General features: G+C 71.5%; 21 protein-coding genes. 8 read left to right on the top strand and 13 right to left on the bottom strand.

Annotated features, from left to right (window positions below; translation table 11 throughout):
• Positions 1–60 precede the first annotated feature (60 nt).
• The 3 genes from BJY16_RS33600 to BJY16_RS33610 all read right to left on the bottom strand — a co-directional run bounded on the left by BJY16_RS33600 (position 61) and on the right by BJY16_RS33610 (position 3,345).
• Positions 61–1,269 (bottom strand): MFS transporter, encoded by a 1,209-nt coding sequence (locus tag BJY16_RS33600; RefSeq protein WP_185043576.1) that lies wholly within the window; start codon positions 1,267–1,269, stop codon positions 61–63.
• A 77-nt stretch (positions 1,270–1,346) separates the two neighbouring features.
• Positions 1,347–2,480, bottom strand: a complete 1,134-nt coding sequence (locus BJY16_RS33605) for a DUF1996 domain-containing protein (protein WP_185043577.1) — start codon at positions 2,478–2,480, stop codon at positions 1,347–1,349.
• Between the two features lie 106 nt (positions 2,481–2,586).
• A complete protein-coding gene (locus BJY16_RS33610) occupies positions 2,587–3,345 on the bottom strand; it encodes a DUF8817 family protein (protein ID WP_185043578.1) in 759 nt (252 codons plus the stop codon).
• A gap of 173 nt (positions 3,346–3,518) precedes the next feature.
• On the opposite strand from BJY16_RS33610, the gene BJY16_RS33615 reads away from it, so the two are divergent.
• Positions 3,519–3,707: a hypothetical protein gene (locus tag BJY16_RS33615; protein ID WP_185043579.1), complete on the top strand. Its 189-nt coding sequence runs from the start codon at positions 3,519–3,521 to the stop codon at positions 3,705–3,707.
• A gap of 48 nt (positions 3,708–3,755) precedes the next feature.
• Here the strand turns inward: BJY16_RS33615 and BJY16_RS33620 are convergent, their stop codons facing one another.
• The 3 genes from BJY16_RS33620 to BJY16_RS33630 all read right to left on the bottom strand — a co-directional run bounded on the left by BJY16_RS33620 (position 3,756) and on the right by BJY16_RS33630 (position 7,452).
• Positions 3,756–4,685 (bottom strand): oxidoreductase, encoded by a 930-nt coding sequence (locus BJY16_RS33620; RefSeq protein ID WP_203759188.1) that lies wholly within the window; start codon positions 4,683–4,685, stop codon positions 3,756–3,758.
• A 107-nt stretch (positions 4,686–4,792) separates the two neighbouring features.
• Entirely contained in the window at positions 4,793–6,337 is a 1,545-nt protein-coding gene (locus BJY16_RS33625; RefSeq protein ID WP_185043581.1) for an alpha-L-arabinofuranosidase B, read from the bottom strand.
• A gap of 134 nt (positions 6,338–6,471) precedes the next feature.
• The gene (locus BJY16_RS33630; RefSeq protein WP_185043582.1) at positions 6,472–7,452 is read right to left on the bottom strand and encodes an RNA polymerase subunit sigma-70; all 981 of its coding nucleotides are present in this window, start codon (positions 7,450–7,452) and stop codon (positions 6,472–6,474) included.
• A gap of 95 nt (positions 7,453–7,547) precedes the next feature.
• On the opposite strand from BJY16_RS33630, the gene BJY16_RS33635 reads away from it, so the two are divergent.
• The gene (locus BJY16_RS33635; protein WP_185043583.1) at positions 7,548–8,120 is read left to right on the top strand and encodes a dihydrofolate reductase family protein; all 573 of its coding nucleotides are present in this window, start codon (positions 7,548–7,550) and stop codon (positions 8,118–8,120) included.
• Between the two features lie 188 nt (positions 8,121–8,308).
• Here BJY16_RS33635 and BJY16_RS33640 read toward each other — a convergent pair whose 3' ends face one another.
• The 3 genes from BJY16_RS33640 to BJY16_RS33650 all read right to left on the bottom strand — a co-directional run bounded on the left by BJY16_RS33640 (position 8,309) and on the right by BJY16_RS33650 (position 12,421).
• A complete protein-coding gene (locus BJY16_RS33640; protein ID WP_185043584.1) occupies positions 8,309–8,755 on the bottom strand; it encodes an SRPBCC family protein in 447 nt (148 codons plus the stop codon).
• Positions 8,756–9,143: 388 nt separating this feature from the next.
• Positions 9,144–11,678, bottom strand: a complete 2,535-nt coding sequence (locus BJY16_RS33645; protein ID WP_185043585.1) for an ABC transporter permease — start codon at positions 11,676–11,678, stop codon at positions 9,144–9,146.
• Positions 11,678–12,421 carry an ABC transporter ATP-binding protein gene (locus BJY16_RS33650; RefSeq protein ID WP_185043586.1) on the bottom strand — a complete coding sequence of 248 codons (744 nt, stop codon included), beginning with the start codon at positions 12,419–12,421 and terminating at the stop codon, positions 11,678–11,680. Before BJY16_RS33650 ends, BJY16_RS33645 begins: the two co-directional genes overlap by 1 nt.
• A 112-nt stretch (positions 12,422–12,533) precedes the next feature.
• Here BJY16_RS33650 and BJY16_RS33655 point away from each other — a divergent pair, with 112 nt between their 5' ends.
• Genes BJY16_RS33655 through BJY16_RS33665 form a run of 3 tightly spaced genes read left to right on the top strand, consistent with a single transcriptional unit; the run spans position 12,534 to position 14,478 of the window.
• A complete protein-coding gene (locus BJY16_RS33655; RefSeq protein WP_203759189.1) occupies positions 12,534–13,685 on the top strand; it encodes a sensor histidine kinase in 1,152 nt (383 codons plus the stop codon).
• Entirely contained in the window at positions 13,673–13,840 is a 168-nt protein-coding gene (locus BJY16_RS33660) for a hypothetical protein (protein WP_185043587.1), read from the top strand. The genes BJY16_RS33655 and BJY16_RS33660 overlap by 13 nt, the downstream gene beginning before the upstream one ends.
• A complete protein-coding gene (locus tag BJY16_RS33665) occupies positions 13,828–14,478 on the top strand; it encodes a response regulator (protein ID WP_185043588.1) in 651 nt (216 codons plus the stop codon). The genes BJY16_RS33660 and BJY16_RS33665 overlap by 13 nt, the downstream gene beginning before the upstream one ends.
• 216 nt (positions 14,479–14,694) lie before the next feature.
• Here BJY16_RS33665 and BJY16_RS33670 read toward each other — a convergent pair whose 3' ends face one another.
• The 4 genes from BJY16_RS33670 to BJY16_RS33685 are packed head-to-tail and all read right to left on the bottom strand — an operon-like array spanning position 14,695 to position 18,572.
• Positions 14,695–15,510, bottom strand: a complete 816-nt coding sequence (locus tag BJY16_RS33670; RefSeq protein ID WP_185043589.1) for an ABC transporter permease — start codon at positions 15,508–15,510, stop codon at positions 14,695–14,697.
• Entirely contained in the window at positions 15,507–16,352 is an 846-nt protein-coding gene (locus BJY16_RS33675; RefSeq protein WP_185043590.1) for an ABC transporter permease, read from the bottom strand. Before BJY16_RS33675 ends, BJY16_RS33670 begins: the two co-directional genes overlap by 4 nt.
• A gap of 1 nt (position 16,353) precedes the next feature.
• On the bottom strand, positions 16,354–17,559 hold the full coding sequence (locus BJY16_RS33680; RefSeq protein ID WP_185043591.1) for an ABC transporter substrate-binding protein: 1,206 nt from the start codon (positions 17,557–17,559) through the stop codon (positions 16,354–16,356).
• An 11-nt stretch (positions 17,560–17,570) separates the two neighbouring features.
• Entirely contained in the window at positions 17,571–18,572 is a 1,002-nt protein-coding gene (locus BJY16_RS33685; RefSeq protein ID WP_185043592.1) for an ABC transporter ATP-binding protein, read from the bottom strand.
• Between the two features lie 143 nt (positions 18,573–18,715).
• On the opposite strand from BJY16_RS33685, the gene BJY16_RS33690 reads away from it, so the two are divergent.
• The 3 genes from BJY16_RS33690 (at position 18,716) to BJY16_RS33700 (ending at position 21,721) form a co-directional block, all read left to right on the top strand.
• A complete protein-coding gene (locus tag BJY16_RS33690) occupies positions 18,716–19,405 on the top strand; it encodes a FadR/GntR family transcriptional regulator (protein WP_221502061.1) in 690 nt (229 codons plus the stop codon).
• Positions 19,406–19,435: 30 nt separating this feature from the next.
• On the top strand, positions 19,436–20,191 hold the full coding sequence (locus tag BJY16_RS33695; protein WP_185043594.1) for a cache domain-containing protein: 756 nt from the start codon (positions 19,436–19,438) through the stop codon (positions 20,189–20,191).
• 288 nt (positions 20,192–20,479) lie between these two features.
• Positions 20,480–21,721, top strand: a complete 1,242-nt coding sequence (locus BJY16_RS33700; protein ID WP_185043595.1) for a L,D-transpeptidase — start codon at positions 20,480–20,482, stop codon at positions 21,719–21,721.
• Positions 21,722–21,726: the final 5 nt, after the last annotated feature.

Genomic DNA, 21,726 nt, shown 5'->3' on the forward strand with positions numbered 1-21,726 from the left:
GTGCACCTCCGGTGGGCTCGGTTCGTCTACGCCACCGCACTATCCCATCGCGACACCGCCTCAGGGACGACCCGAACGGATGGACTGGGACGGCCGCCCGGCGTCGACGCGCATCACGCTCCCGCTCGCCGCGACGACCACGGCCAGGACCACCGGGATCCACAGCGCGACCGGCAGGCCGACCACGGTGGCCGCCGCCCCGATCAGGATCGGTCCGACCAGGAACCCGACGTAGCCGATGCTCACCACGGTGGACAGGTCCCGTCCGGAGCGCTGCGCGTCGCGGCTGCCGACGGCCGAGAAGACCTGCGGCGCGATGCCGGACAGGCCCAGCCCGAGCAGGCCGAACCCGATCACGCCGGCCACCGGCCGGTCCACCAGCAGCGCGACACCGAGCCCGGCCGCCGCCAGCAGGCCACCGGCCCGGACCAGCATGACCGGTCCGAGGGCGGTCACCAGCCGGTCCCCGAAGATCCGGCCGACGGTCATCATGATCGCGAAGGCGGCGTAGCCGTACGCCGCGAACCCGGGCGTGGTGTGCAGGTTGTCCCGCAGGTAGACCGCGCTCCAGTCGGCCGCGGCTCCCTCACCGACCAGGGTGAACAGCACCAGCACGCCGCAGAACACGACCAGCAGCGACCGCCGCCCGGCCCGGTCCGCGGCCGTCTCGACCGAGGGCTCGCGGCTGACCGGCCGGGACGGCAGCACCCACAGCGCCGCCCACCCGGTCAGCGCCAGCACCCCGGCGCCGGTGATCAGGAACGTCGGCCCGATCCCGACCGCGTGCCGGGCGAACTGCCCGCCGATCAGCGCCCCGGCGAACCCGCCGATGCTGTAGATCGCGTGGAACGACGACATGATCGGGCTGCCCCAGGCGCGCTGCACCTCGACCGCGTTGGCGTTCATCGCGATGTTCAGCGTCCCGTGCACGGCGCCGAACCCGAACACGGTCACGCACAGCCCCACCAGGGTGGCGTTGAACCCGGCCACGGCCAGCAGCGTCCCCTCCAGCGCCGCCGCCACCACGAGCAGCCGGGAACTGCCGAACCGGTCGGACAGCCGCCCGAGCACCGCGAGCCCGAGCAGGCACCCGGCGGCGAACGACAGCAGCACGAAGGTCAGCCGCCCGTCGCTGAGCCCGAGCCGCTCCTTGACCGCCGGCAGCCGCGCCGTCCACACCCCGAGCGCCGCCCCGAACAGCAGGAACGCCAGCGAGGTGGCGATCCGCCCGCGGCGCAGCCGCCGCCGATCGGGCAGCAGATCTGACATGCGTCCTCCCCCGTGCTCGACGCTTGCGGGCCGCTTCCGGCCCGGTCAGATCCTATTCGAGTACGATCAATGCCCGCTCAGAACGAGAACGGGTCGTAGCCGTCGTTGTCGCAGGTGCGGCGCTGGGCGATGCAGTTGCGCACCCGCTGGTTCATCGCGCCGGCGTCCCACATCAGGAAAGCGTCGCCGTGCATCGACGAGGCGCTCTTCCCGTCCGGGTCGGAGGACAGGTAGTAACCGGCCTTCGAGCCGGTCACGCCGTAGGTGATCTCGAAGGTCAGCGCCGGGATCCGGACCGGATGGGCGGCCGGGCAGCCCTCGTTCGTCCCGAAGGCGACATGGTCCTTGTGGTTCGGGCTGTCCAGGTTCTTCCCGTCCCAGCAGTCCGGGAACTGCAGGGTGAAATGCAGGTGCGCCGGCTTGCCGCAGATCGGCCAGTTGCCGTTGTCGCTGCGTGCGTCGCCGTCGAGGTTCCCGGGGCCGTAGAAGGCGCAGTAGAACTGGCCCTGCGCGCCGCGCGGCGTCGGGACCTTCTTCTTGGCGTCGCCGGCGATCATCCGCAGGCCGTTCGGGATCGGCATGATGCCGCGGGAATTGTCGCGGATCGACCGGTAGTAGACCCGGAACCCGGTGGTCTCGACCCGCTTCCGGGTCGCCGCCTCGTAGAGCGTCGGCACCCAGTAGGCGGAATGGTCCACGGTCGGCTCGCAGGTGGTGGCCGTGAACTTCATCAGGTCATCGGCGGTGGTGCCGGCGTCGACCGCCTTGTTGCCGACGAAGGAATGCATGTGCGAGGCGCCCGGCAGGCCGGGGAAGACGATCGGGTCGTCGGCCTTCCGGTGGCTGTACTGGCAGTCGGCGCGGAACTCGGCCAGGTTGCCGGCGTTGCCGGGCGGGTCCGCCCTGGTCGCCTTGAACTTGGCCACCTGCGTCTTCCAGGCGGCCTGGTCGACCGGGATCCAGCCGAGCTTCGCGGCCACCGGCTTCGTGGTGGCCGGGCTGGCCTTCGTGGTGGCCGGGGCGGCTCTGCTCGTGGCGGGCGCACCCGGCGGCGCGGAGCGGACCGGTTCGGTGCTGGTGGCCGGTGGCGGCGGCGCGGGGGACGCGCTGGGCCGGCTCGCACACCCGGCCGCCGCCCCGGCCATCAGGAGGACGGCCACGGCGGCGGCGAGGGCGGAACGACGAGGCTCGTGGAATGCGGACGACGACACGACGGAAGGGTAGGCAGCAGCCACCGGGGCGGGACAGGCACTTAACGCAAAAGAAAAGAAAGACTGTCCGGAGGTACACAATGTGCCGGAGCGGCTCGGAAAACTGTTATCCGTCGTCCCGGCCGGCGTCCTGGACGCGCAGATAGGGCTCGATCAGCCCCGGGTCGGCGACGAACCCCCGGACCCGGTCCCGCTCGTCGGCGGCGAGCTCGGTCGCGCGCAGCCGCGCACCCCATTCCGGGACGCGTTCCGGCTCGTTCAGCACGGTGGACAACTCGACCAGGGCGGCCAAGGCCATCGCCTGCTCGACGGCGGGCGCGGCCGGGCCGTGCCGGCGCAGCCCGGAGTTCAGCGCCCGGAAGGCGGCGAGGTCGTCGGTCTTGAACTCGCGCAGGATCCGGGCGTTGTCGAGCACCTTGGCCAGGCCGGTGAGCTGCTTGGACCCGCCGTACTCCACCTGCGGCTCGTCCCGGCGGATGAAGACGATCGAGTTCCCGGACGGGTCCATCACGGTGAACCGGGAGGCCCCGGCCCGGAACCGGGTGATCCGTGGCAGCCCCTTGCCGAGCACCTTGCCGTAGGCGGCGCGCATCCCCTCGGTGAACGCGGCGTGGTACGGCGCGACCGCGTCCACCATCACCAGGCAGCCGCCGGTCTCCTCCCGCGCCGGGTCGACGCCGTCCCCGGCCCGCCCGTAGTGCAGCTGGAAACCACTCCATTCAAAAGCCAGATAAAGGTACGGCTTGTGCTGTTCCCAGGTCACCCGGAAACCCAATGCGCGCCAGAAGGCAAGCGTTTCCTCCGGCGCCGTGCACGGCAGTAGCGGAACTGTCGTCTCGTTGGCTTCGACCCGCTCGTCAGTCATTGACGGCCCCCGTCGATAGGCGATTTCGGTAAGGCCGAAGTCTTCCGGAATTCGCCTCTGGTCGCACATGGGTTGGCACAGAGTGGCGGTGAGCTGCGAGTCTTCCGAGCCCCACCCGGTTGGCCGGGGATTCAGCGGGTATGCGGCGATCCGTTCCAGGAGAGGAGAACGTGATGACCAACGTTCAACAGCCCGAGATGCGGCGCAGCGGGGAGTCGCCCACCACGAAGCAGCGCACCGAGGACGCCCACCCCACCGAGGCGCCGCACGGCAGCCCGGACCGCAACGCGAACCGGCCGACGCCGGCCGGTCAGACCTCGCCGTACGGGCCGGAGGGCAACACCGCCGCCGACGGCTCCTGACCGCGCGACCGTGGCCGGGCGGGTTTCACGGTGCCCGTCCGGTCACGGTCACGCTCCCGGCCGGACGAACCGATAGGTGACGCCGGTGAGGCGTTCCGAGATCTCCCACAGCCGGGCGGCGGTGGCGGTGTCCCGGATGGCGTGCTCCCGGGTGCGGCGGGTCGGCTCGCCGCGCATCTGCAGCGGGCCGTCCGGCACGATGTAGCTGCCGCCGGGCAGGTCCGGGGCGGTCGCGGCGTACAGGGAAGTCTTGGCTCCCGCCGCGGCCGGGCGGAAGATCGCCCGCATGGTGAGCCGGACGAACGTGGTGTAAAGACGGCCGCGGGTGCTGTTCGCGCCGCCGGTCAGCACGTTGGTCCGGGTCAGTCCGGGGGCGACCGCCATGCTGCGCAGGGCCAGCCCGGCGCCGTCCGAGCGGCGCTGCAGCTCCATGGCGAAGTGGAGATTGGCCCGCTTGGACTGGGTGTAGGCCTTCCCGGCGCGGTAGCCGCGCTCGGCGTTGAGGTTGTCCAGGTCGATCTTGCCGAACCGCTGCCCCTCGCTGCTGACCGTCACCACCCGCGGCTCGGTGGCGGCGAGCAGGTGCGGCAGCAGCAGGCCGGTGAGCGCGAAGGTGCCCAGGTGGTTGACCCCGAACTGCGATTCGAACCCGTCTTCGGTACGGGCGAACGGCACCACCGCGATGCCCGCGTTGTTGACCAGCAGGTCGAGCCGGTCGTGGTCCCAGCCGGCGGCGAACGCCCGGATCGACGCCAGGCTGCCCAGGTCCACCTGGCGCAGCTCCAGCCGGGCGCCGGCCGCCTCCGCCCGGATCCGATCCAGCGCGGCCTGCCCGCGATCCGGGTCCCGGCAGGCGAGCACCACGGTCATGTCCCGTCGCGCCAGCTCCCGCGCGGTCACGTAACCGATGCCGCTGTTGGCGCCGGTCACCACCGCGACCCGGCCGGACTTCTCCGCGGGAAAGGGATGCGCATTCATCGTCATCAGGATCCACGGCGGACGGGCGTACCGGAAGCCGGAAAGCGTAAGCAGAAGCGGACCGGGCGGGATCAGCGATCCCGCCCGGTCCTGAGGGTCCGCCGCGGTCAGGACCAGCCGGCGCCGACGACCCAGCTGACGTCGTCAGCGAACAGGCCGGTGGCGTCGAACGTGTGCACGCCGCCCTGGCTGGCGAGGTAGCCGGTGTTGTTGTAGTGCCGGATGAAGCGGGTCGGATAGTTGAACGAGCGCAGCGCGTTGCCCTGGCCGTTGAGGCCGGCCTGCGGGCAGAAGGTGGCGTCCTGCTTGAACACCGCGCTGTTGTCGTTGGCGTTCAGGTAGAGCTGGAAATTGAAGTGCCGCAGGTAGCTGCCGGGCGTGTCCTTCGACTCGAACGACCGGCAGCCGCTGTTCGCCAGGCCGGCCCGGACGACGAAGGTGGCCTGCCCCTTCACGGTCGCCGAGCTGGACGAGGTGACCGCCTGGGTGGCCACGCTGGTGCCGGAGTGCGCGAGGTACCGCCCGGTGCAGCAGGCGGTGGTGGCGCGCAACGACACCGACGAGCCGACGGTGAGCGCCGGGCCGCTGGTCAGCGAGGTGGTGGCGTAACCGGCGGCGGTGATGTTCGCCTGGACCGCGTTCTCGGTGGCGTCCGACGGGTAACCGGAGGTCATCACGCCCTCGTAGAAGGTGCCCTGGGCGCTGACGCTGTTGTCGCCGCCGATGCCGAGGATGATGGCGCCCTCCTTGTGCATCGGGTTGTAGCCGGACTTGTTCGGCCGGACCCCGCTGTAGAAGGTGGACAGGCCGCCGGACTGGGCGTTGCCGCCGCGGATCGACCACTGGTTCGGGCCGCCCTTGAGGGTCGCGGTCAGGAACCGGTGGGTGATCGTCGGGTCGCCCGAGTTGTTGCCCGGGTTGTAGCCACTGAACAGCCCGTTCTCCAGGTCGGCCATGATCCACGGGCCACTGCCGGCGCCGGTGCCCCAGCCGGTGCTGGTGCCGAAGTAGAGCGCTTCCATGTGGCCGTTGCCGGTGTCCAGGCTGTTGGTCTCGGCGTTGCCGTAGTCGAAGCAGCAGCCGCCGTTGTAGTGGGTGCCGTCGAAGATCGCGTACATGCCCTCCGGCTGGTCGCCGGTGGCGATGCCGTTGGTGTTGTTGTTGCGGTAACCGGTGCCCGGCGAGATCCACACGCCGTAGGCCTTCCTGCCGCCCACGGTGATCGGGGCGCCGGTGGCGCTGGCCAGGTTGTCCTTGCCGCCCACGTCCGGGCCCTGGAAGCCGCCGGGCGGGGCCTGGGTCAGGTGGTTGCCGCGGCCGGACTGGTCGTAGATGACGGTGATCAGACAGGTGGTGTTCGCGCAGAAGCTGTCCTGGGCGGCGGCGTTGGCGACCCCGCCGGCGGTCAGCGGGGCGATCGTCGTGGTGGCTCCGTCGGAGTTGCGTCTGACCTGGTAGAGGGGCCCGGCGTAGGCCCCGTAGAGAGCGCGGGTGGTGCTGTGCGCGGCGACGCAGGGAGTGCCGCCGGAGGCGTAGATGTCGCACGGGCCGGTGCCGGCGGCGACCGAGGGGGTGGGGTCGACCAGGATGCCGGCGAGCAGGGCGCCGAGGACGGCGGCGCCGGAGACCAGCCTGCGGGTTCGGGACGGCATGGCGGGACTCCTCCTTTCGATCTTCCGGAGGTGGTGTGAGCGCTAACAGGAACGGGCGCACGTGAGGACGGATCGTGGAGTGTTACCGCTCACAGGGGATATGTCGCCGATTGAACACCGCGGTCACCCGACTGTCAACGCATCGACGAAAGCCATTCTTCGTCGACGACCGGCGGCAGTCCGAACAGGTCGAAGAGCCCCGGGTCGACGAAGGTCACCGCCCGCCGGATCAACCCACCGGACACGGTGAACACCTGCAGCGAATGCGCCCGTCCGTCCGGGGCGTAGGCGGCCAGCGCCGGACCGCCGTTGGCCGGCACCGGCACCAGACGCCAGCCCGGGCCGCGCATCGCGAACACCCGCTCCAGGAACGCCGCGTAGTGCGCGCGGCCGAGAAGCCAGAGCGCGACCGGCGGCATCTCCAGCGCCACGTCGTCGGCGAGCAGCCGGGACAGGGCCGGCACGTCGGCCGCCTCGAACGCCACCAGATAGCGCTCGACCACCGCCCGCTCCGCCGGATCACTCGGCTCACGCAGGTCGTCGAGCGCCGGGGCGGCGGCGCGCAGCGTGGCCCGGGCCCGCTGCAAGCCGCTGTTCACCGAGGCGACGCTGGTGTCGAGCAGGTCGGCGACCTCGGCTGCGGACAGCTGGAGCACCTCGCGCAGGACCAGCATGGCGCGCTGCCGGGCGGGCAGCAGCTGCAGCGCCGCGACCCAGGCCAGGCGCAGGCCGGCACGCTGCTGGGCGGCGTCGGCGGGATCACCGAGCCGGGCGTCCGGGAACGGCTGCAGCCACCGGATGTCTTCCGCCGCCTGCTGATCCCGCCGGCCGAGGGTCGGGGTGAGCGGCGCCTGCGGGTCGCCGGGGGCGCCGAGACCGCTCGGCAGCGGGCGGCGGGCCCGGCCCTCCAGGGCGGTCAGGCAGACGTTGGTGGCGATCCGGTGCAGCCAGGTGCGCAGCGAGGCGCGCCGCGGGTCGAAGCGGTCGGCGGCCTTCCAGGCGCGAAGCAGGGTCTCCTGGACCAGGTCCTCGGCCTCCTGGACCGAGCCGAGCATCCGGTAGCAGTGGGCGAGCAGGTCGCCGCGGAAGGCCTCGTGCTGCTCCGGAGTCGTCATGAGGCGAACAGTAGCGATGAGTTCGGCGGCGCGACCCGGTATGTGGTCGGTGAGAGGCGGTCCGCGCGGGCCGCCGCGACGACGAGGAGCATGTGATGGGCGACGTGATCGTGATTCAGTTCAGCACGCTGGACGGCGTGGTCTCCGACCCGGACGGGCGCGGCGGCACCCGGCACGGCGGCTGGGCGTTCCGGTTCGGGACCGGGCCGGTCGACGGCGACAAGTTCCGGCTCGGCGCCCGGATGCAGACGGCGGTTCACCTGTACGGCCGGCGCACCTGGGAGCACTTCGCCAAGCTGTGGCCGGCCCGCGAGGGCGACTTCGCCGGCCTGATGAACGCCGCCACCAAACGGGTCGCCACCCGCACCGGGATCGACGGGGCGGCCTGGTCGAACTCCGCCCCGATCGACGGCGACCCGCTCGCCTGGGTCAAGGACGAACGCCAGCACCGGGACATCGTGGTGATCGGCAGCCTGAGTGTGGTGCACGCGCTCGCGGCCGCCGACCTGGTCGACGAGTACCGGCTGGTCACCTTCCCGGTGGTGGCCGGCGAGGGCGACCGGTTGTTCGCCGACGGCCGGCCCGCCGACTTCCGCTTCACCACCGCGGAGTTCGGCGACCCCGCCGGCGTGACCACCCTGACCGTCCTACGCCGAGCCACCAGCTGACCCACCCTTGCCGGAGCATCACCAGCAGCAGACCCGCCCTCGCCGGACCAACACCGGCTGACCCGCCGTTGCCGGACCAACACCGGCTGACCCGCCGTTACCGGACCACCGGCTGACCCGCCGTTACCGGACCACCGGCTGACCCGCCGCTGCCGGACCACCGGCGGCAGCTGACCGCGCCCGTGGGGTCAGTGCCAGTTGCTGACCTGGACGTCGTTGGGGGCCGGCGCACCCGCGCCGGTCTCCACCAGCTGCTTGAGGCTGAGCAGGAAAGTGGCCCACTTGGTGCTGCAGTGGCTCATGAACTCGACCGGCTCCTTCCAGCCCTGGTGCTCGAACAGAATGATCGTGTAGTCGCCGTCCTGATGCAGCCGCCAGTCGATGGTGGTGCCGATCCACTCCTCCGGACCGTCCACGACCCGCCAGGTGACCCGCTCGGCCGGCCGCGTCTCGATCACCTCCATGTCGAACCCGCCCACCGGCGGGAACCGGAACTCCAGCCGGCCCCCGGCCCCGCCGTCGCCGGTCGTCTTCTCGGTCCACCAGCCGGCCAGCCCGTCGACGGTGGTGAGCGCCTCGTAGACCTTCGACGGAGCGACGCCCTTGACGCCGACCCGGTGCAGGATGTCCGCCATCGTGATCTCCCTCGCTTAGTGCAACCATTGGTTGCACATCACCGTAGTCCGCCGCTTCCCGAAGCGCAACCGGTGGTTGCACATCGGAGGGCGACGCGGACGGCGAGAGCCGCGTCGCGGAGCCAGTGCAGGCCATCGGGCCGTCGGGCCGCCGGGCCATCGGGCCGTCGGGCCGCCGGGCCGCCGGGCCGTCGGGCCGTCGGGCCGTCGGGCCGCCGAGCCATCGAGCCGCCGAGCCGCCGAGCCGCCGAGCCATCGAGCCGCCGGGCCGCCGAGCCGTCGGGCCGCTGGGCCGCCGGGTCACCGGGCCCGCTGGGCCGCCGGGTCATCGGGCAGGTCACTGAGCTGGAGTGGGCGGACGACTGTGCTGGGCCGTCAAGGGAGGCGGTCAGCTGGTGACGCCGAGCACGGAGGGCGCGTCGGCCGGTGGTGGTCGTGTCGCGACGCGGGTGGCTGCCGCAAGGGTGCCCCAGGCCAGCGCCGCGGTGAGCGCCACGATGGCGGCCAGCCCGGCGATCGAGACGCTCGGCACCGGCGAGCCGGTCAGGCCGCGGCTGATGCCGATCAGTGGCGGGATCGTGGCCAGCAGGCCGAACAGCAGCGCCGCGAAGACGACGATCCTGGCCTCGCCGTTCATCATGGCGCGGACCTGGTCGCGCCGGGCGCCGACGAGGCGCAGCACGGCGAACTCCCGCGATCGCGCCACTGTGGCCATCACCAGCGTGTTCACCACGGCGATCGCGATGTAGCCGAGCAGCACCGTCTGGAACAGCAGGTTGAGCACCCCGCCACCGGAGCCGTCCGGCCCGGGCGGGGTCCGGAACGCCGCCCGATCGCCCACCTCGACCGTCGGGTAGCGCGCGAGGACCTCGCGCAGCGCCGCCGCGACCGTGTCCCGCTCCGCGCCGGGTGCGGAGCGGATCAGCACCGCGGTGTTGGCCCGTGCGGTGGTGTGCGCGACGACCAGGTCGTTCGGCAGCAGGACGTCGCCGAACGCCAGCCCGTTCGCATAGATCGCCACCACCCGCGGATGAACCACGGCGCCATCCCCGAGCCGCAGCTCGACCGTCTCGCCGAGCCGCGCCCGTACCGTCTGCGCCCCGGTCCGGCTGAGCGCCACCGACTCGCCGCGCAGGTTACCGGTGTCGCCCTGGACAACCCCGACGTCCATGGTGTCCGCCAGCCCGTCCGGCGCCACCCCCGCAGCGACGAAGACCTTGGTCGCGGCGCTGTCCTCGGACGGAAACGTGACCAGCACCTGGGTGTGCGCCACCGGCGTCACCGCGGTCGCTCCGGGCAAGCCACGCACGGCCTCCACCACCTCCGGAGAGATGCCGGCGCCGGCCCGCGCGGTCAGCACGTGGTCGGCTCGCCATCCGGCATCGAGCTGTCGCTGCGCCCCGGCGATCGCGGTGGAGGCAGCGAACACCTGCACCGCGGCCAGGGTCACACCCATCGCGAGCGGTGTGGTGGCCGCACTGAGCCGCTGGGCATTGCCGCGCGCGTTGGCCTGGGCGAGGAAGCCACCGGCCGTGGTCTGCCGGTTCAGCACCCGGCCGAGCAAACCGACCAAACCCCGCATCAGGAGCGGCCCGAGACAGCCGAGCGCCACGACGAACAGCAGGACCGCGCTCCCCGCGGTGTCAGCCGCCGAGTCGCCCGGCGCCACCATCCCACTCAGGGCCAGCAACATCCCGAGCGGGATCAGCAGGACACCGATCGTCACCCGGAACCAGCCGAGCCGTTTCGGCTCGACGGCCGCGTCGCCGAGCGCCTCGACCGGGCTGACCCCGGCCACCCGGCGAGCCACCAGCCATCCGGCGACCCGGGCGCTGACCATGCAGAGCACCAGCGCCGCGAGGACCGGCAGCACGCCCACTCGCAGCGGGAAGTCCGGTGGCATCGCGCCGGCGAGGACGAACACCTCGCGCATCAGGTAGGCCAGCGCCACGCCGGGAATCGCGCCGGTCAGCGCGCCCGCGGCCGACACCAGGATCGTCTCGGCACCGATCATCCGGTGGATCTGCCGCGGCTTCGCACCGATCGCGCGCAGCAGGGCCAGCTCGCGACGGCGTTGGCGGACCGACAGCGCGAGGGTGCTGGCCACCACGAACACCACGATCAGCACCATGGTGCCGCCGAACGACGCCGCCGTCTCCACCACCAGCCCGCGGGCGTCACCCATCGCCGGGAACTCCACGTCGCCGCGGTGCACGCCGGTGTGGGCCAGCACTCCCGGCACGGCCGCGGTGATCCGGTCGGCCAGCTCCGCCGGGCTGACCGCGGGATCGGCAACCACCCCGATGGCGTCCACCCGGTCCGGACGGCCGGACAACTCGGCCGCCTGCCGGTCGGTGAAGTAGACGGCGTCCGGGCCGCTGGCCACGCCGACCACGCGGTAGGACGACGGGATCGAGCCGGTCACGACCTGCACCACGCTGCCGGGCGTCAGGTGGCCGCGCTCGGCCAGCCCGGCGGTCAGCGCCACCTCGCCGGGACCGTCGGGCGCCCGGCCGCTGTCCACGGCGAACGACCCGAGCCGCGCCGCGGACCACCCGTGCCCGGGCACCGTGTCGCCGCCCGGGATCGGCAGGCTGACCCGCACGCTGACATCACCGACGGCGGCCTGGACACCGGGCACCGCGGCAACGGCGGCCACCTTGTCGGCGGGCAGCGTGACCCGCTCGCTGTAGCGGACCTCGGAGGTCTCGTCCAGCCAGAACGACTGCTCCGCGCCGAGCACCACGGCCGCGCCCGCATAGCGCTGCGGGGGCACGCCGGCGACCAGCCCGGACTGCAGGAGGATCCCGCAGGCGGTGAGCACCGCCGAACCCGCGGCGATCGCCACGAAGGAGCCGGCGAAGCCACCGGCCCGCCCTCGGATCGTGCTCCAGGCCAGCGCCAGATCCCGGCGGCGGATCACTACTCCCCCAGGTGCGTGAGACGGGCCGCGACCTGGTCCGGGGTCGGCCGGCTCAGGTCGCCGGCCAGCCGGCCGTCGGCCAGGAACACCACCGAGTCCGCGTACGACGCGGCGACCGGATCGTGGGTCACCATCAGAACCGTCTGTCCCAGCTCGTCGACGACGTGCCGCAGCAACTCCAGCACCTGTCTGCTGGACCGGGTGTCGAGCGCGCCGGTCGGCTCGTCGGCGACCACCAGCTCCGGCCGGGTGATCAGCGCCCGGGCGATCGCGACTCGCTGCTGCTGGCCGCCGGAGAGCTCGCTGGGCCGCCGTCGACCGTGCTCGGCGAGGCCGACCGCGGCGAGCACCTCGCGTACCGAAACTGGATCGGTCCGGTGATCGGCGAGCCGGACCGGCAGCGTCACGTTCTCCTCGACGGTCAGCGACGGAAGCAGGTTGTACGCCTGGAAGACGAACCCGATCCGGTCGCGCCGCAGCTCGGTCAGCTCGCTCTCGGACCGCCCGGACAACTCGGTGTCGCCCAGCGTCACCCGGCCCGAGGTCGGCCGGTCGAGCCCGGCCGCGCAGTGGAGAAAGGTGCTCTTGCCCGACCCGGACGGGCCCATCACGGCGGTGAAGCTGCCGCGCCGGAAGCCGGCCGTCACCGCGTCGAGGGCGCGCACCGTGGTCCGCCCGGTCCGGTACTCCTTCGACACCGACTCCAGACGCACCACACAGGACTGGTCTGCCATCACGCTCATGCCGTCCGACGCTAGGGCCGGCGGCCATCCGGACCGATACCCCGTGCTACCGGATCCGAGCTACAGCTGGCTGTAGTGCCATCGGCGGCGGCCATCGGGCAAACTCGACGCCGTGCCCGAAACGCGACTGACCGCCCGGAGCAGCGGCGCCTACCTGCTGGCCGCGCTGCTCGCCGGAGTCGTCTCGCTGGCCGCGCTGCCGGTGCTGTGCGTTCCGCCGGTGGCCCGGGGCTGGGCGAGGTGGCACGGTCGCCGCGCCGGCCGGCTGGTCAGCGCCCCGCAGGGGTCGCGTCCGGATGTGATCCGGACCAGACGCGCTCTGCTCTGGCTGCCGGTGTCCGCGGTCACCGGCCTGACCATGGGGCTGTACGGGCTGCTGGTCGTCGGCAACATCGTCACGGCGGGGATCGCCACCGCGCTGTGGTGGGCGTTTCCGCCGGACGCCGGCCCGCGGTTGTTCCTCGACATCCCGGTGACCAGCTGGCCGGTGGCTCTCACCCTGGGTCCGCTGCAGGGCGGGATGCTCGTCGTGGTGGCCTATCTGTCTTTCCCGATGGTCGCCCGGGAGCACGCCAGGGTGTGCCTCGCCACGGTGTCGCAGTCGGCCGCCGAGCAGCTCGCCGAGCGGGTCGTCGTGCTGACCCGCACCCGGGCCGAGGTCCTCGACGCGCACGGAGCGGAGCTGCGCCGGATCGAGCGCGACCTGCACGACGGCACCCAGGCCCGGCTGGTGGCGATCGCGATGCGGCTGGCGGTGGCCCGGCAGGCGTTCGCCGAGGAGCCGCGGGACGACGCGTTCGTGGCCGGGCTGCTCCGGGACGCGCACGAGGGCACCGAGGAGGCGATGGCCGAGCTGCGCGAGGTGATCCAGAGCGTCTATCCGCCGATCCTCGCCGACCGCGGGCTGGACGGCGCGCTCACCGCGGTGATCACCCGGTGTACTGTGCCGACCCGGCTGGAGATGGGCGACGTGGACCGGGTTCCGGCGGCGGTGGAGGCGATCGTCTATTTCGCCGTCGCGGAGGCGCTCACCAACGTCGCCAAGCACAGTGGAGCGACTGCGGCCGCCGTCCGGGTCGGCCGCGCCGGGAAGTGGCTGTCGGTGGTGATCACCGACGACGGCGCGGGCGGCGCGGACGAGCAGCGGGGCACCGGCCTCGCCGGGATCCGCCGCCGCGTCCTGGCGCTGGACGGCGCCGTCAACCTGGTCAGCCCGGCCGGCGGCCCGACCGTCCTCACCGTGGAGTTGCCATGCGAGTGCTGACCGCCTCCGACAGCCGGACCGCGCCGACCGTGGATCCACCAGGTCAGCTGACCACCTCCGGCAGCCAGGCCGCGCCGACCGTGCGGCCGCCAAGTCAGCTGACCACCTCCGAGAGCCAAGACGCGCTGACCGTGGAGCTGCCGTGCGGGTGGTGATCGCCGAGGACAACGTGCTGCTGTCCACCGGCCTGGAGCTGCTGCTGGGCCGGGCGGGTTGTCAGGTCGTGGCCGTCGCCGACGACGCGGACGGGTTCCTCGCGGCCGTGCGGGAGCATCGGCCGGATGTCACGATCGTGGACGTCCGGCTTCCGCCGTCGTTCCGCGACGAGGGGATCCGCGCCGCCCTGCAGGCTCGCCGGGAGCATCCCGGGCTGCCGGTGCTGGTGCTGTCGCAGTATGTCGAGCAGCAGTATGCCGCCGAGCTGCTCAGCGCCTCCGACGGTGGCGTCGGCTACCTGCTCAAGGATCGGGTCAGCCGGGTGGACGGGTTCGTCGACGCGCTGCGCCGGGTCGCCGCCGGTGGCACCGCCATGGATCCGGAGGTGATCGCGCAGCTGGTCCAGCGGGCCGGGGATCCGATCGACGCTCTCACGCCGCGCGAGCGGGAGGTGCTCGCGTTGATGGCGCAGGGCCACGACAACACCGCCCTCGCCGAGCGGCTGGTGATCACCGACAATGCCGTCCACAAGCACATCGGCAACATCTTCGCCAAGCTGGGCCTGGCGGCGACCGACAGTGGTCACCGCCGGGTGCTGGCGGTCCTCGCCTACCTCAACTCCGCGGGGCCGAATTGAGGCGGGACCGGACCGAGGCAGGACCCGACCGAGGCGGGACCGGACCGCGGCGGGACCGGACCGAGCCAGGACCCGACCGAGGCGGGACCGGACCGAGGCGGGACCCGACCGAGGCGGGACCAGACCCAGGCGGGACCAGACCCAGGCGGGACCAGACCCAGGCCGCCCGACGATGCGACGGGGTAAGACGGAGGCGCCTGCCCACGCCGCTGTCGGTCACGTCCGGCTGGCGCCCGCCTCCGGGCCCGCCAAGCGCTGGGCCAGCCAGACCGGGATGACGGAGAGGACGATCAGGACCGCCGCGACGACGTTGACGATCGGAGCCTGGTTGGGGCGGAACAGGTTGTTGAAGATCCAGATCGGGAGGGTGGTCACCCCGGGACCGGCCGTGAACGTGGTCACGATGATCTCGTCGAAGGAGAGCGCGAAGGCGAGCAGTCCACCCGCCAGCAACGCCGACCGGATCAACGGGAAGGTCACGAACCGGAAAGTCTGTGACGGTGACGCGCCGAGATCCGCCGATGCGTCCTCGAGGTTGGTGCCGGTGCGGCGCAGCCGCGCCAGCACGTTGTTGTAGACCGTGACCACGCAGAACGTGGCATGCCCGACGATCACCGAGAACATGCCCTTGCCGATCCCGAGGTCGCCCATCACCGAGCGCCAGGCACTGTCCAGCGCGATGCCGGTGACGATGCCGGGCAACGCGATCGGCAGCACGATCAGCAGCGAGACGGTGTCCCGCCCGAAGAACGCGAAACGCTGCACCGCGAACGCCACCATCGTGCCCAGCACCAGCGCGATCACGGTCGCCCCGAGGCCGGCCCGCACCGAGGTGATCAGCGCTTGCCGGGCACCGTCGTTCTCCCAGGCCGCCGCCCACCACCGCGTCGTCAGATCGTGCGGCGGCCAGGCGAAGGTCCGGTCCCCGTTGAACGAGTTCACCAGCACGAGAAGCAACGGCACGTAGATGAAGGTCAGCCCGACGCCCATGAAGACGCGCAGCGCCCAGCGGGCCGGTCCGGACAGTGTCACAACTCCTCCAGGGCGCCGGAGCGGCGGACCGCGACCAGGTAGATCACCATGATGACCACCGGGATGGTGGCGATCGCCGCGGCGAACGGCAGGTTGTTGGCCGCGCCGATGTTGGCGTAGACGAGGTTGCCGATCAGTTGGGTCTTGCCGCCGACGATCTGCACGGCGATGTAGTCGCCCAGCGACAGCGAGAACGTGAAGATCGACCCGGCGAAGATCGACGGGATCAGGATCGGCAGCACCACCGCGCGGAGGGTGCGTCCAGCGCGCGCCCCGAGGTCGGCGGACGCCTCCAGCAGCGAGTCCGGGAGGCGTTCCAGTCCGGCGTAGATCGGCAGGATCATGTAGGGCAACCAGAGATAGGCGAGCACCAGGATCGTGGCGAACAATCCGTAACCGGGGCCGTTCCCGGGGCCGCCCAGCAGCGTGTCGATCGGTCCGCCGTTGGCCAGCAGGATCCGCCAGGCATAGGCCTTCACCAGGTACGACGCCCACAGTGGAGTGAGGATCGCGATCACCAGCCAGTGCCGCGACCGCGCCGACGCCACCTTGGCCATGAAGAACGCCATCGGCACCGCCAGCACGACGCAGATCGCGGTCACCGCGGCCGCCACCCCGAGACTGCGCAGGGTGACGGCACGGTAGACCTCCTCGGTGAGCAGGGTCCGGAAGTTCGCGAGCGAGAACTCCCGGACCACTCCCCCGGTGAACCCGTTGACCGTCCAGAAGGCCGACACCAGCAGCACGGTGAGCGCGCCCAGATAGGCCACCACCAGCCAGAGCAGGGGCGCGGAGAGCAACGCGGCCAGGCGCAGCCGTGGATGCCGGTGCAGGTAGCTCATCTCAGCCCTTGATCGTCGTCCAGGCCTGGGTCCAGGCCGAGTAGTCCTTGCAGGTCACATCGGTACGCCCGTCCACGCACCGGGCGAGCGGCGTGGTCCAGTACCAGACCTGGTCGAAGTAGCTCTCGTCCTCGGCGTGGAACGTGGTGCAGTGGTTCTTGTCGGTGGTCTCGCCGCACGACAGCTTGTTCGCCGGCGCCTCCCCGAACCACTCGGCCACCTGGGCGTTGGCCTTCGGCGAGACGATGTGGTTCATCCACAGGTAGCCGCAGTTCGGGTGCTTGGCCTTCGACGAGATCATCCAGGTGTCGGACCAGCCGGTCGCGCCCTCGCTCGGCAGGATCGCCTCGACCGGCGTCTTGTCGGCCTTGGTGAGGTTCGCGATGACCTGCCAGGAGGTGCCGATCACCGAGTTGCCGGACTTGAAGGCCTGCACCTCCTTGGTGTAGTCCGACCAGTACTCGCCGATCATCTTGTTCTGCTCCTTGAGCAGGTCGACGGAGGCCTGGAACTGTTTGTCGTCGAGCGCGTACGGGTTCTTGATGCCCAGGTCCGGCTGGGTCTTCATCAGGTAGAGCGCGGCGTCCGCGATGTAGATCGGCGAGTCGTACGCGGTGATCTTCCCTCGGTAAGGTGAGTTCGGGTCGAACACCGCGCCCCACGAGGTCGGCGCCGGCTTGACCGTGTCGGTCCGGTACATCAGCAGGTTGGCCCCGCGGCCGTGCGGCACGCCGTAGGCGACCCCGTCGACCGAGTTCCAGGTCTTGTTCTTCAGGCCGTCGAAGATGTCCTTGTAGTTGGCGACCAGGTCGGTGTTGACCGGCGCCACGTCCCCGCCGTAGATCAGCCGCAGCGACGCGTCGCCGGAGGCGGACACCACGTCGTAGTCGCCGGTCTTCATCAGCGTGACCATCTCGTCCGAGGTGGCCGCGACCTTGTTGTTGACCTGGCAGCCGGTCTCCTTCTCGAAGGGGGTCACCCAGTCGACGCTCTTGTCGGTGGAGCCGTCCTCCACGTAGCCGGCCCAGGAGACGACGTTCACCGCTCCCTCACCGGCACCCAGCGCGGTCAGTTTGTCGACCTTCGGGACCGGCATGCCGCCGGGACCGGACCCGGTGCCGCCGCTGTCGCCGCCACCGCCGCAGCCGGCGAGCGCGAGCATGCCTGCCGCCAGCGCCGCCATGATCGTCTTTCCGCTATCGCGCATGCGCCTACCCCTTAGATCTCGACGATGTGGTCGTCATGCCAGCTCAGGAGCACCCGGTGACCGCGGGCGACCAGCGGGGTGCCGTTGTGGCGGTTCTGCGCGACGACCACGGCGCGGGCGCCCGCGTCGAGGTCGACGACGTATCGGGTGATCGGCCCGGCGTAGACCACCTCGGCGACCACGCCGTTGCCGTCGTCGTCCGCGGCGAGGTCGAGCTTCTCCGGCCGGATCGAGAAGGTGCCCTCGCGCCGGAGCAGCGCCTTCGCCACGTCGCCGGTGAACACGTTGGAGGTGCCGACGAACCCGGCGACGAACGAGGTGGCCGGCCTCTCGTAGATCTCCTCCGGGGTGCCCACCTGGGCGATCCGGCCGGCCTCGAAGACCGCGACCCGGTCGCTCATGGTCAGCGCCTCGTCCTGGTCGTGGGTGACGAAGACGAACGTGATGCCGACCTCGCGCTGGATCGCCTCCAGCTCGACCTGCATCTGTTCGCGCAGCTTGCGGTCCAGGGCGCCGAGCGGCTCGTCGAGCAGCAGCACCTTGGGCCGGTTCACCAGGGCCCGGGCGAGCGCCACCCGCTGCCGCTGACCGCCGGACATCGCGGACGGCTTGCGGCCGCCGAAACCCTCCAGGCGTACGGATGCCAGCGCCCGCTCGGCCCGCTCCCGCCGCTCCCGTCGGCCGACCTTGCGCACCTTCAGTCCGTACTCGACGTTCTCCAGCACGCTCAGGTGCGGGAACAGCGCGTAGTCCTGGAAGACCGTGTTCACGTCCCGCTCGAACGGCGCCAGCCGGGTCACGTCCCGGCCGCCCAGCTCGACCGTCCCGGCGGTCGGCAGTTCGAACCCGGCCACCATCCGCAGCACCGTGGTCTTGCCCGACCCGGACGGCCCGAGCATCGAGAAGAACTCGCCGTCCGCGATCTCCAGGTCGACTCCGGCCACCGCCTCGACGGCGCCGAACGACTTGCGGAGCCCGGTGAGCCGGATCGCCGGGGTGGGTGTGTCGGTCACGGAGACGCCCTTCTTCCTGCCGAAGTGGCGAAAACGTATGGCGTCAGACTTTAAACATCAAGATCCTCCGGTAACGCTCGCGTTAACTGCCATGAGGGACAATCACCGGCATGGGGACGCGCCGATCGAGTACGCCGCCGCGGGTGTTCACACCCCTGGATCCGCACAGCCGCGCGGAGACCGTGGTCCGGCGCCTCACCGACGCGATCACCTTCGGCCTGCTCACCGACGCCGAGCAGCTCCCCAGCGAGGCCGAGCTGGCGGCCCAGTTCGGGGTCTCCCGGGTCACCGTGCGGGAGGCGCTGGTCACCCTGCGCCAGCAGAACCTGGTGGAGACCCGTCGCGGCCGGGGCGGCGGGAGTTTCGTCCGGGCGCCGGCCGCCGGCCTCGCCCCGTCGCTGCGGTCCCGGCTCGCCGCGACCAGCCTGCCCCAGCTGCGCGACACCGCCGACCACTACGCGGCGATCGCCGGGACCGCGGCCCGGCTGGCCGCCCAGCGCGCCGACGCCGACGACGTGCGGCGGATCGAGGAGGAGCTCGACGACCGGGGCCGCCCGCCGCACCGGGTGGAGCGGGCCTTCCACCTGGAGGTCGCCGCGGTCGCCCAGTCGGCCCGGCTGGCGCACGAGGAGGTGACCTTCGCGGCCGAGCTGGGCACCCTGCTGTGGTCGCCGATCGTGCCGGGCCCCGGCGACTCGCACGCCGACCACGCCCGGATCGCGGCCGCGATCGCCGCCGGTGACGGCGATCTGGCCCGCCGGCTCACCGAGGAGCACATCGCGCGGGCCGTCGAGCGTCTGATAAACCTTCATTTGACGCTGGTCGACCCCTGACCGCCCGTCGTCCGAGCCGAGGTGGGTCCCGTGGGACAGACGACTACCCGCAGCACCGCGATGACCGGTCCCGCCCTGGCCGACCACGTGGCGGCCCTCGCCGAGCAGGTCTTCGCCACCGCTGACCGGCTGCGCCAGGGCGCCGAGGAGATCTTCGCGGTCGCCGGACGCGCCGGCCGGCCGGTCACCTCCGCCGACCTCACCCCGCTGCGCCCGCGGGTGATCGCCGCGCTGGGCGGCCTGATCACCGGCGCCGGCGTGATCACCGGGCCGCTCACCGACGACCTGCCCGGCCTGGAGTGGTGGATGGGCTCCGGCCCGGAGCAGCGGTCCCGCCTGGTGCTCGACGTCGACCCGGACAGCGACACCTTCGTCGACCTGTCCCGGCTGCCCTGGTTCGCGGTGCCCCGGGAGACCGGCCGCCGGCACGTCACCGGGCCCTATGTGGACTATGTCTGCGCCGAGGAGTACACGCTGACCTTCACCGTCCCGGTCCGCGACGGCGCCGCCGTCACCGGGATCGCCGGCGCGGACGTCACCGTCGGCGACCTGGAGCGCGCCCTGCGTCCCGCGATGCGCCCGGCCGGCTCGACGGTCGCGCTGGTCAACACCCATGGCCGGGTGATCGCCGGCAGCACCGCCCAGCACATCACCGGCTCGCTGATCCGCGATCCGCAGATCCGCGCCGCCCTCGACGAGCGCACCACTCGAACGCTGCCCGGCGGCGTCCGCATCGACCCGTGCACCGCCCTGCCACTCGCGGTGATCACCTGGCGGCGCGGCTGAGACCGCCGCCACGCCTGCGGTCCGCGCCTGAGCAGATCGCTTCGGCTTTCCGGTACGACCTCAGCCGGACCTCGATGTGACGCCAATCTCGCCGCTCTATCGGCTTTCCGGCACCGCGAGGGCGGATTACGGCCTACCGGCTGCGACCAAGATCTGTCAAGATGACTGCCTTCAGCCAGACATTTGAAAATTTGATCGACTCGACAGGCAACTTCTCGGACCTCAGCCGCGTCTTATGGTGTGCGGCGACCGACGGCGCCGACCGGGACCCCCTCGATTGTGAGAGCCATGATTCAGCGACGTAAGGTCATCATCGGCACACTTGGTGTGGCCGCAGCCGCCACCGCCGCCGGGTGTTCCTCACGCAGCAAGGCGGGCAGCGACGGCGCCGCGACGACGAACTGGGTGGAGCCGGTCGCCGAGTCGGCCACCGAGCCGTCGGCCGCGCCGGTCACCCTGACCGTGACGCCGGCGCACGGGACCAAAGAGGTCTCCCCGGTGAAACCGATCACCGTCGCCGCGTCCAACGGCACGCTGAAATCGGTCACCGTCACCAGCGGCAAGTCGAAGATCAGCGGCGAGATGCAGTCCGACGGCACCTGGCAGTCGACCGAGGAGCTGGACTACAGCAAGACCTACAAGGTCGTCGCGACCACCAGCGACAGCACCGGCACGACCGCCGCGCACACCTCCAGCTTCGCCACCATCAAGCCGGACAGCCTGGCCAGAGTCACCTTCCAGGCAAACGGTCTGGCCTCGCTGAAGACCGGCGGGACCTACGGCGCCGGCCAGCCGGTGATCGTCGCGTTCAGCCGCTCGGTCAACAAGAAGGCGGCCGAGCAGGCCATCGAGATCACCACCTCGCCGTCCGTCCAGGGCAAGTTCTACTGGGCCGACGACAAGACCGTGCACTGGCGCCCGGCGAAATACTGGGCCAAGGGCACCACCGTCAAGGTGAAGGTCAACGCGCTCGGCGTGAAGCTGGGCAAGGGCGTCTACGGCGCGAAGAACTCGTCGACCCACTTCACCATCGGCCGTCAGCTGATCGCGCTCGCCGACACCCGCACCCACATGACGAAGGTGTACATCGACGGCAAGCTCGTCCGCTCCATGAAGAGCAGCTTCGGCAAGGGCGGCGGCACCACCGGGGCGCAGGGGCAGAAGGTGAGTTTCTGGACGGCCGGCGGCCCGCACATCGTGCTGTCCAAGGAGCGGAAGCACAGCATGAGCTCGGCGAGTTACGGCGTGACCGACCCGAAGGACCCGAACTACTACGTCTCCCCGGACATCGAGTACTGCACCCGGATCAGCTACTCCGGCGAGTTCCTGCACGCCGCCCCGTGGAACGGTGAGCTGGGCCGGGCGAACAGGTCGCACGGCTGTGTGAACCTGAGCACGGACGACGCCAAGTGGGTCTACAACACGTTCATCCTGGGCGACATCGTCGACGTCAAGCACAGCCCGCGCGAGCTGGAGATCTGGAACGGTCTCGGCGACTGGACCGTTCCCTTCGACAAGTACGGGGCCTGACCGGC

Source organism: Actinoplanes octamycinicus, from assembly GCF_014205225.1.
In the GTDB taxonomy this organism is placed as follows: Bacteria; Actinomycetota; Actinomycetes; order Mycobacteriales; family Micromonosporaceae; genus Actinoplanes; species Actinoplanes octamycinicus.

Bases quoted from the DNA above. Each gene is read 5' to 3' on its own strand.
- BJY16_RS33600 (WP_185043576.1), bottom strand. From the start codon at position 1,269: ATGTCAGATCTGCTGCCCGATCGGCGGCGGCTGCGCCGCGGGCGGATC.
- BJY16_RS33610 (WP_185043578.1), bottom strand. From the start codon at position 3,345: ATGACTGACGAGCGGGTCGAAGCCAACGAGACGACAGTTCCGCTACTG.
- BJY16_RS33615 (WP_185043579.1), top strand. From the start codon at position 3,519: ATGACCAACGTTCAACAGCCCGAGATGCGGCGCAGCGGGGAGTCGCCC.
- BJY16_RS33620 (WP_203759188.1), bottom strand. From the start codon at position 4,685: ATGAATGCGCATCCCTTTCCCGCGGAGAAGTCCGGCCGGGTCGCGGTG.
- BJY16_RS33625 (WP_185043581.1), bottom strand. From the start codon at position 6,337: ATGCCGTCCCGAACCCGCAGGCTGGTCTCCGGCGCCGCCGTCCTCGGC.
- BJY16_RS33630 (WP_185043582.1), bottom strand. From the start codon at position 7,452: ATGACGACTCCGGAGCAGCACGAGGCCTTCCGCGGCGACCTGCTCGCC.
- BJY16_RS33635 (WP_185043583.1), top strand. From the start codon at position 7,548: ATGGGCGACGTGATCGTGATTCAGTTCAGCACGCTGGACGGCGTGGTC.
- BJY16_RS33640 (WP_185043584.1), bottom strand. From the start codon at position 8,755: ATGGCGGACATCCTGCACCGGGTCGGCGTCAAGGGCGTCGCTCCGTCG.
- BJY16_RS33650 (WP_185043586.1), bottom strand. From the start codon at position 12,421: ATGAGCGTGATGGCAGACCAGTCCTGTGTGGTGCGTCTGGAGTCGGTG.
- BJY16_RS33660 (WP_185043587.1), top strand. From the start codon at position 13,673: ATGCGAGTGCTGACCGCCTCCGACAGCCGGACCGCGCCGACCGTGGAT.
- BJY16_RS33675 (WP_185043590.1), bottom strand. From the start codon at position 16,352: ATGAGCTACCTGCACCGGCATCCACGGCTGCGCCTGGCCGCGTTGCTC.
- BJY16_RS33680 (WP_185043591.1), bottom strand. From the start codon at position 17,559: ATGCGCGATAGCGGAAAGACGATCATGGCGGCGCTGGCGGCAGGCATG.
- BJY16_RS33700 (WP_185043595.1), top strand. From the start codon at position 20,480: ATGATTCAGCGACGTAAGGTCATCATCGGCACACTTGGTGTGGCCGCA.